Here is a 9,252-nt window from a genome sequence, read left to right as displayed (position 1 = left end):
AGTTCCGTAGCCCGAAGGCCCTCCCCCTGCACCCCCACCCTCTTGGGCACGGAAGTAATTCTTCGTTGTTGTGTGTGCTGCGTTGTTGACTTTTGTCTGTATGCTGCGGTACTCAAAATGGAACGTTGTGCCGATCTGGTTTCTGTATTCTTCGGTACTTATGGTGGTACGCTGTGCCGATCTGCGATCTGGTTCTGGGATTCTTCGGTACTTATAGTGGTACGCTGGGCCGATCTGGTCCCTGTATTCTTCGATATTTATGGTGATACGCTGGGCCGATCTGCGATCTGGTTCTGGGATTCTTCGGTACTTATGGTGGTATGCTGTGCCGATCTGGTTTCTGGATTCTTCGATATTTATAATGGTACGCCGTGCCGATCTGGTTCCTGTATTCTGGATTCTTTGATGTTTCTTTGATGTTTGCTTCTGTCCCATGCTCTGGCTTTTTTCTTGTCGGCTGGAAGCGTCAGCCAGAGGAAGGTGGCATCGGGCCGGGCTGCTGCGGAGGAGGGGTGATTACTACTTGGGCTGCGGGAGACGGCGTTATTGCGGCAGGGTCTGCTGTCTGAGCCGCAGGCGAGTTCTGGCCCTGCCGCAATGCTTTTAGCCGTCTCACGGAGCCCTAGTAGTATCCCCCGACGGAGTCCCTGCCCGGAGCGATGCCACCTTCCTCTGGCGTCCCTCAACCACATCCATACACACAAAAAAAGCCCGGCATCTTCATATTCCAAAGACACCGGACTCCTATCAGTCATATATAAGCTGGAAATGAGACTCGAACTCACGACCCCTTCATTACGAGTGAAGTGCTCTACCGACTGAGCTATTCCAGCTTGTGCTAAACACAACTGATATTATACCGTATTTTACAAAAAATGCAAGCACTTTTTCCTACAATCCACTCAAATCCTCACCACCCCAATCACCCCCAACCATATTCCCATTTAATTCACAAACCATCACTCATCCCCGGAAGCCCCCTTCCTGCGAGAAGCCACCCGTTTCACAACCTTTACCCCATCCTTTACAGCCACAGATTTTTCAACCACCGTCATTTTCGCTTTATCCATACGCTTTCCCCTGCTTTTCCCCACAGTCTTTTTCACATTTCCTTTCTTCACAGAGTTTTTCTTCACATCCCCCTTCTCCGGTGTACACCCAAATACCGCCACACCATAAGCCGGAAGCTTCAGCTTCAAAGAAAACTCCCTGTTATCACACTCCATATGAATAGCCGCTTTCGCCCGTGCGTTCACCACACCCTGTCCGCCAAACTTTTCACTGTCACTGTTGAAAATTTCCTTATATTTCCCCGCAAAAGGCACACCAACCCGGTAACTGTCATAAGATACCGGTGAAAAATTACACACCGCAAGAATCGTTTCTTCCTGCTTTTCCGTCTTACGAAGAAACGCAACCACATTCTCATCATAGCTGGTAAACTGGATCCACTCAAACCCATCCGAATTACCATCCATTGCATACAACGCCGGATGATTCCTGTAAAGTTCATTCAGATCATGCAGATACGCCCTCATTTCCGGCCCCACATCCCCATCCGGCGCTGTCATCTTCACACCCGGATGAAGCATCAGATAGCCATACGCAGCACGCAGCTGAGCATCCTTCTGCCTTGAAGATCCCGGAAGCTTCTCCTGAAACTCTTTTAACGTACCCACATCTCTCTTCCCCAGAGTCAGTACATAATGCTCACTATATGCATACATCATGGAAAGCGTCAGCTGATCATAATAATTTCGTCTGTCCAAAGGCTCTGCTTCCAGGTAAGAAAGAAGATCCTTTGTCCAGCCACCACTCCATTTATAGTCAAACCCCAGATGATCATTCTCCACACTGTCTGTAAGCTGCGGCCATAAACCATCCTCCTGTGCGATCAGAAGAATCCCCGGATACTGCTTCTTCACAATAGAATTCAGATGCTTCAGAAACTCCATTGCCTGAAGGTTCTCATTGGAACTATAAAGATTAGCCGTCCACTGTCCCGCCTCTCTTCCAAAATCCAGATACAGCATCGCATCTACATCATCCATCCGAAATCCGTCCACATGAAATTCATCCAGCCAGAAAAACGCATTGGAAATAAGGAAATCTTTGACCATAGGACTTCCGTAATTATAAAGCATGGTGCCCCACATCGGATGAACGGCCATAGCCGGATCCTGTACTTCATAAAGAGGAGTTCCGTCAAATTTCTCAAGCCCTGCATCAAACCGCGGAAACTGAGCCGGTGTCCAGTCCAGGATCACGCCAATCCCTGCCTGATGAAGATCCTCTACCAGTGTCCGGAAATCTGCCGCAGTCCCAAAACGGGTAGTCACAGCATAATACGCAGACGTAGAATATCCTCCTGAACTTCGGTCAAGATACTCCATCACCGGATGAAATTCTACATGCGTATAACCGGTTTCCTTCAGAAACTCCACCAATTCACCACTGTTTTTCCACTCTGTTACATCCGTTTCATAAATAGAAACCGGAACTTCACGGCTGGCAAACCTTTCACGTTCCTTCATCCACGCTTCATCCTGCCATAAAAACTCCCCCAGCTCTGTTACAACAGAAATCACAGACGGCGCTCCCTGGGTTCCATTTCCGTAAGGATCAGACTTCCGCTGTACATTGCCGCCTTTGATCTTGATCTCATACTGGTAAGAGGCCCCTGCCTGTACACCTGGAACAAAAATCTCAAAAATTCCGGACATTGGCATCCGATGCATCGGAAGACGCCTTCCATCCCACCTGTCAAAATCACCGACCACACTGACACGGATTGCATTGGGTGCCCAGACAGCAAAATATGTTCCTTCTACCTCGCCACAGGTCCCCGGATGCGCTCCCAGCTTCTCATATGCCTTGTAATAGACACCGGCACAAAAAGCTCGTTCCTCCTCTTCCGTGATCTGGCATGGACATTCATACGCATCGTAAAAAGTCTCTTTCCTGCTTCCTCTTATCACACGGAAACGATATTCCGGAATCCTTTTCAATGGAAGCATTACAGCATAATAACCAGCCTCATCTTCCAGGATCATCGGATAACTCTTTTCCCCTACAACAACCTCTGCAGCATCCGCTCCCGGAAAAAATCCCTGGATCAGAACGCCATCCTCTGTTACCCTTGGCTGCATCACATCACGAGGTGATGCCTCCTCCCCATAAACGATCGCCTCGATCCGGGGCCAATCCATATATTCATACGCTTTATCAGCCATAATCGTCTCCTCCATCATATTTGTTGTTTTATAGACTAAGTTTACCACCATTTTACAGAAAAATAAAGATAACAGTTCTAATCTTCGCAAAAAGCGCCACAAGTAACCGGTAACAGAACAGAAAATAATTCGATTTGGTTCTTCCCAAAATCATGTGTAACGATTATAATATGAAGCAGAATATGAAACAAATAACTTATCAGGAGGAATCATCAATGGAAAACAGACAGTATGATGTAACAGCTCTCGGCGAGCTTCTGATCGACTTCACAGAAAACGGTGACAGTTCCCAAGGAAACCCTACTTTCGAGGCAAACCCGGGCGGAGCTCCCTGTAACGTTCTTGCCATGCTGAACCGTCTTGGCAAAAAAACTGCATTTATCGGAAAGGTCGGAAACGACATGTTCGGCAAGCAGCTGAAGGCTGCCGTAGAAGAATGCGGCATTGATACCAGAAATCTTGTCATGGACGATGAAATTCACACTACCCTTGCTTTTGTACATACTTACCCGGACGGAGACCGTGATTTTTCTTTCTACCGTAATCCAGGTGCAGATATGATGCTGACAAAGGATGAGGTAGATGCCGATCTGATCCGCAATTCCAGGATCTTCCATTTCGGTACGCTTTCTTCCACACATGAGGGTGTCCGTGAAGCAACCCGCTATGCTCTTGACGTGGCAAAAGAATCCGGATGCATCATCACCTTTGACCCGAACTTACGCCCTCCACTCTGGAAGGATCTGAACGATGCCCGCAAAGAAATCGAATACGGCATGGAACGCTGTGATGTACTGAAGATTTCTGATAATGAAGTGGAATTTCTTTTTGACACAACAGATTATGATAAGGGTGCTGCTCTTATCGAAGAAAAATATCATATCCCGCTTGTGCTGATCACAATGGGAAAAGACGGAAGCCGCGCTTATTATCGCGGACGGAAGGTCGAGGCTGCTCCTTTCCTTCAGGAAAAAACCATTGAAACCACCGGTGCAGGAGACACCTTCTGTGCAAGCACCCTGAATTATGTGCTGGAACACGGTCTTGAGGATCTCACTGACGAAAACCTTGCAGAGCTGCTTACTTTTGCAAATGCAGCAGCTTCTCTCATCACAACAAAGAAGGGAGCACTCCGCGTAATGCCTGAAAGAGATGAAGTTCTTGACTTCATCGCATCCCGCAAGTAGTGTATGTTTTTCTTTTATTGAATTATTTTTTTGTTTATTGGCTTTGAAAAGCTGAGAAAACACCGCAGGGGGAGAAAGCACTCAAAGTTACGAAGCCCGTTTTTCTCCCCCTGCACCCCCTCTTTCCGGGCACGTACCGCAGAAACGACGCTTCGCGCCTATCCGCCAATTGTTGTGTATTCTTCATATTTTCCCTATTATATCATATATTTTTATTAATATCTTATCGTATAAAAATTTACAACCAATATCATTACGCATATTATATTTGCACATTATATTTGTATTTGATATATTTACATTTAATATATTTGCATTTAATATATTTGCATTTGATATATTTGCATTTGATATATTTGAATTTGATATATTTACATTTGATATATTTACATTTGATCATTTGATATATTTGAATTTGATATATTTACATTTGATATATTTACATTTGATCATTTGATATATTTGCATTTGATATATTTACCGCTCAAATTCACTTCTATATTATTCCAAAAAATCCGCAGATGTGCCCCGCACATCGAGACCTACCAACGCCCTCCCACCCTCACTCTCGGCTCAACCTTCCACATCCAATACCGTCACATACCTATAACGGCCTCAAGACTTTTTCACTCTCAACAACCCCGTCAGGCCGTTCTCCTCCATCGGCTCAACCTTTCGTTCCCAGCACCGTCGCATACAGACACAAGTCAACCAAACTCCCGTCCTCCACAACCAAGCACTCCTAAAAAAAGCCCGAGGGGTGTGCAGAGGGGCCGCGGCTTTGCGGCCCCTTTGCGGTTTTCCTTTTTTCCTCAAAAAAAATACTGTGCGTCATTCGCCAAAAAAGCAAACGCCACACAGTATTTAAAAAAAAGTATTTCTAACCTCTTGTTCCTTTACTTAACAACACGCACCCTGTACATTCCCTCAATCTCCTTGAGTTCATCCAACGCCTTAGCAGACGCCGCACTCTCAAGATCAATAAGAGTATAAGCAAACTCCCCTTTACTCTTATTCGTCATATCCGCAATATTCAGTCCCTCAGATCCAAGGATCTTGGTAACCTGACTGATCATATTCGGTGTGTTGCTGTGCGCAAGAGAGATTCTTCCGACAGCCACACAGGTACCCATATCACAGTTCGGATAATTAACAGAATTTTTGATATTACCATTCTCAAGGTAATCACGGATCTCTTTTACAGCCATCTCTGCACAGTTCTCTTCAGATTCCTCTGTAGACGCACCAAGATGCGGAGTTACCAGAATACCCTCGCGTCCTGCAACTGTCTCATTTGCAAAATCAGTTACATACTTCTTAACCTTGCCACTCTCAACAGCCTCGATCAGAGCATCCTCATCAACAAGAAGATCTCTTGCAAAATTCAGAAGAACCACGCCGTCCTTCATCTTATCAAAAGCTTCTTTGTTGATCATCTTCTTAGTGCTGTCAAGAAGCGGCACATGAATGGTGATATAATCGCACTGGCTGTAGATCTCATCCAGGCTCTTGCTGTGCTTGATGGTTCTGGACAGATTCCATGCCGCATCAATAGAAAGATATGGGTCATAACCATATACTTCCATGCCAAGACCGCATGCTGCGTTTGCCACCATGGCTCCAATGGCTCCAAGACCGATAATACCAAGCTTTTTGCCGCTGATCTCGCATCCTGCGAACTGTTTTTTCTGCTTCTCGGCAAGCTTGCCGATGTGCTCTTTATCTTTCTCCTGTGCAACCCACTCGATACCTCCTACGATATCTCTGGATGCAAGGAGCATACCTGCAAGTACCAGCTCTTTTACGCCGTTTGCGTTGGCTCCAGGCGTGTTGAATACAACAACACCCTTCTCTGCATACTCCTTAACCGGAATATTATTGACGCCTGCACCTGCACGTGCAACTGCGCAAACGCTCTTCGGCAGCTCCATGTCGTGCATTTTTGCACTTCTTACAAGGATTGCATCACACTGGTCAGCGGTCTCTGTTTTTTTATAATTATCGCCAAAAAGTTTCAGACCTTTTTCAGCGATAGGATTCAGGCAATGATACTGGAACATTATGCATTCTCCTCCTCGAATTTTTTCATGAATGCAACCAGTGCCTCTACGCCGGCCTTTGGCATGGCATTGTAGATGCTGGCACGCATTCCGCCAACAGTACGGTGTCCTTTCAGGTTTACAAGTCCTGCTTCAGTTGCCTCTTTAACAAACTTGGCATCCATTTCCTTGTCACCGGTTACGAACGGTACATTCATAAGGGATCTGTCTTCCGGAACTACAGTTCCTTTGAACAGCTTGCTGGAATCCAGGTAATCATAAAGGATTTTGGCTTTTTCCTCATTGCGCTGTTTCATCACTTCCAGACCGCCCATCTTCTTCAGCCATTTAAATACTTTTCCGCATACATAGATGCAGTAAGCATTCGGCGTATTGTAAAGAGAGCCTGCGTCTGCATGTGTCTTATAAGTAAGCATGGTTGGGGTTCCCGGAAGAACATCCTCTGTGATCAGGTCCTCACGGATGATCACGATAACCATGCCTGCCGGTCCGATGTTCTTCTGAACACCGCCATAGATAATACCATATTTGCTTACATCCACCGGCTCAGACAGGAAGCAGGAGGATACATCTGCTACCAGAGTCTTACCTTTTGTGTTTGGAAGTTTTTTGAATTTTGTGCCGTAAATGGTGTTGTTCTCACAGATGTATACGTAGTCTGCATCCGGGCTGATCGGCAGATCACTGCAGTCCGGAATATAGCTGAAGGTTTTATCTTCAGAAGAGGCGATCTTGTTTGCTTTTCCGTATTTCTGAGCTTCCTGATAAGCTTTTTTTGCCCACTGTCCTGTTACGATATAATCTGCGACCTTGTTTTTCATAAGGTTCATCGGGATCATGGCAAACTGCTGGGATGCTCCTCCCTGAAGGAAAAGTACCTTGTAGTTATCCGGAATGTTCATAAGCTCGCGAAGATCTTTCTCTGCAGTATCAATGATCTCCTGAAAAGCTGCACTTCTGTGGCTCATTTCCATAACAGACATTCCTGTGCCGTTATAATCCATCATCTCATCCGCTACTTCTTTGAGTACTTCCTCTGGAAGCACTGCCGGTCCGGCAGAAAAATTATACACTCTACTCATGTTTCTTCATATCCTCCTCGTCAAATACATCATCAAGGTTCGCACCAGCCGGTACCATCGGGAACACACTCAGATCCTGATCGATCCAGCAATCCAGAACGACAGGCCCCTCTGCTGCCAGTGCCATCTTAAGTGCAGGCTCCACATCCTCCATCTTTGTCACACGAATGGCTTTTGCACCCAGCGCCTCTGATAATTTCACAAAATCAACGGCGTCATCCAGTACTGTGGAAGAGTACCTCTTTCCATAGAAAAGCGTCTGCCACTGACGCACCATTCCCAGTACATGATTGTTCATAACAATCTGGATCAGCTGTCTGCCACAGCGTGCAGCTGTTGCCAGCTCATTCATATTCATACGGAAGCATCCGTCACCTGCTATATTTACAACTGTTTTTTCCGGTCTGCCCATCTTCGCGCCAATTGCAGCGCCAAGGCCGTAGCCCATGGTTCCAAGTCCGCCGGAAGTAAGAAGAGTTCTCGGCTCTTTGTATTTATAATACTGCGCCGCCCACATCTGATGCTGTCCAACATCTGTGGAGATGATCGCATCACCGTTGGTCAACTCATAAAGTTTCTCTATAATATACGGACCTGTAAGCTGTGTGTGATCATAATTCAGCGGATATTTTGATTTCAATTCCTGGATATGTGCGATCCACTCCGGATGTTCTTTCTTCGGAATTTCCTCCAGAAGGCGTTTCAGCACTTCCTTCACATCACCGATCACACTGGCATCCACTTTGATATTTTTATTGATCTCCGCAGCATCCACATCGATCTGAAGGATTTTTGCATTATGTGCAAAAGTTTTGGTATTTCCTGTTACACGGTCACTGAAGCGTGCACCGAGAACAATAAGAAGATCGCACTCTGTTACGCCAAGATCGGAAGTCTTGGTTCCGTGCATACCTACCATACCTGTATAGAGAGGATCTTCTCCCGGGAAGGTACCCTTGCCCATCAGAGTATCGCAGACAGGAGCCTGGATCCTGCGAGCCAGCTCACGTACTTCCTGGTCAGCACCGGAGATCACACATCCGCCGCCAACAAAAATAAACGGTTTCTCTGCCTCTCTGATCATTTCCAGTGCCTGATCAATATCTTCTTTACGGATACTTTTGATCTCACGGTTAACCATAGCCGGATGGCATGGCTCATATTCATATTTCATTCCTGTGATATCCTTCGGGACATCCACAAGCACCGGGCCGGGTCTTCCGCTTTTTGCAATATAAAATGCTCTTCTTAACGTATCTGCAAGATCTTCGATATTCTTTACGATGAAACTGTATTTTGTTACAGGCATTACGATACCTGCGATATCAACCTCCTGGAAAGAATCTCTTCCCAGGAGTGGTCTTCCTACGTTTGCAGTAATGGCTACCATCGGTACGGAATCCATGTATGCAGTCGCGATCCCTGTTACCAGGTTAGTTGCTCCTGGACCGGAGGTTGCCAGGCAGACACCTACCTTTCCGGTCGCTCTTGCATAACCGTCAGCAGCATGGGATGCACCCTGCTCGTGGGAGGTCAGTACATGTGTGATCTCATCTTTGTATTCATATAAGGCATCGTAAACATTCAGGATCGCGCCGCCCGGATATCCAAATACGGTATCAACGCCCTGTTCCTTCAGACATTCTACGATGATCTCTGCACCTGTAAGCTGCATATCTTTCGTTCCTCC

Annotated in this window: 7 protein-coding genes and 1 tRNA gene; 2 read left to right on the top strand and 6 right to left on the bottom strand. The window is 46.2% G+C overall.

The window, feature by feature from the left end:
- The first annotated feature begins 117 nt into the window (after nt 1-117).
- Complete coding sequence (locus NE638_RS08925) at nt 118-417, top strand: hypothetical protein (protein ID WP_173746053.1); 300 nt, start codon at nt 118-120, stop codon at nt 415-417.
- Nucleotides 418-760: 343 nt separating this feature from the next.
- Here NE638_RS08925 and NE638_RS08920 read toward each other — a convergent pair.
- Both NE638_RS08920 and glgB read right to left on the bottom strand, forming a co-directional pair.
- A tRNA-Thr gene (locus NE638_RS08920) sits at nt 761-833 on the bottom strand.
- 126 nt (nt 834-959) lie between these two features.
- Nucleotides 960-3,233, bottom strand: a complete 2,274-nt coding sequence (gene glgB, locus NE638_RS08915; RefSeq protein ID WP_173746052.1) for a 1,4-alpha-glucan branching enzyme — start codon at nt 3,231-3,233, stop codon at nt 960-962.
- 215 nt (nt 3,234-3,448) lie between these two features.
- Here glgB and NE638_RS08910 point away from each other — a divergent pair, with 215 nt between their 5' ends.
- The gene (locus NE638_RS08910; protein ID WP_173746051.1) at nt 3,449-4,420 is read left to right on the top strand and encodes a carbohydrate kinase family protein; all 972 of its coding nucleotides are present in this window, start codon (nt 3,449-3,451) and stop codon (nt 4,418-4,420) included.
- Nucleotides 4,421-4,603: 183 nt separating this feature from the next.
- Here NE638_RS08910 and NE638_RS18430 read toward each other — a convergent pair whose 3' ends face one another.
- The 4 genes from NE638_RS18430 to ilvB all read right to left on the bottom strand — a co-directional run bounded on the left by NE638_RS18430 (nt 4,604) and on the right by ilvB (nt 9,237).
- Nucleotides 4,604-4,804: a pentapeptide repeat-containing protein gene (locus NE638_RS18430; RefSeq protein ID WP_173746058.1), complete on the bottom strand. Its 201-nt coding sequence runs from the start codon at nt 4,802-4,804 to the stop codon at nt 4,604-4,606.
- A 512-nt stretch (nt 4,805-5,316) separates the two neighbouring features.
- Nucleotides 5,317-6,480 carry a phosphoglycerate dehydrogenase gene (locus NE638_RS08905; protein WP_021651414.1) on the bottom strand — a complete coding sequence of 388 codons (1,164 nt, stop codon included), beginning with the start codon at nt 6,478-6,480 and terminating at the stop codon, nt 5,317-5,319.
- Nucleotides 6,480-7,562 (bottom strand): 3-phosphoserine/phosphohydroxythreonine transaminase, encoded by a 1,083-nt coding sequence (gene serC / locus NE638_RS08900; RefSeq protein WP_015527147.1) that lies wholly within the window; start codon nt 7,560-7,562, stop codon nt 6,480-6,482. Before serC ends, NE638_RS08905 begins: the two co-directional genes overlap by 1 nt.
- A complete protein-coding gene (ilvB, locus tag NE638_RS08895; protein ID WP_092068314.1) occupies nt 7,555-9,237 on the bottom strand; it encodes a biosynthetic-type acetolactate synthase large subunit in 1,683 nt (560 codons plus the stop codon). Before ilvB ends, serC begins: the two co-directional genes overlap by 8 nt.
- Between the last annotated feature and the right edge of the window lie 15 nt (nt 9,238-9,252).

This window comes from Blautia sp. MSK.18.38 (genome assembly GCF_024460535.1).
Taxonomy (GTDB): domain Bacteria; phylum Bacillota; class Clostridia; order Lachnospirales; family Lachnospiraceae; genus Blautia_A; species Blautia_A fusiformis.
Note: the sequence above shows the minus strand (reverse complement) of the source record. Positions and strands in the feature narration are given on the sequence as shown.

What these genes read in the sequence shown, in the direction of transcription:
- NE638_RS08925 (WP_173746053.1), top strand. Translation starts at nt 118, where the DNA reads ATGGAACGTTGTGCCGATCTGGTTTCTGTATTCTTCGGTACTTATGGT.
- serC (WP_015527147.1), bottom strand. Translation starts at nt 7,562, where the DNA reads ATGAGTAGAGTGTATAATTTTTCTGCCGGACCGGCAGTGCTTCCAGAG.
- ilvB (WP_092068314.1), bottom strand. Translation starts at nt 9,237, where the DNA reads ATGCAGCTTACAGGTGCAGAGATCATCGTAGAATGTCTGAAGGAACAG.
- glgB (WP_173746052.1), bottom strand. Translation starts at nt 3,233, where the DNA reads ATGGCTGATAAAGCGTATGAATATATGGATTGGCCCCGGATCGAGGCG.
- NE638_RS08910 (WP_173746051.1), top strand. Translation starts at nt 3,449, where the DNA reads ATGGAAAACAGACAGTATGATGTAACAGCTCTCGGCGAGCTTCTGATC.
- NE638_RS08905 (WP_021651414.1), bottom strand. Translation starts at nt 6,480, where the DNA reads ATGTTCCAGTATCATTGCCTGAATCCTATCGCTGAAAAAGGTCTGAAA.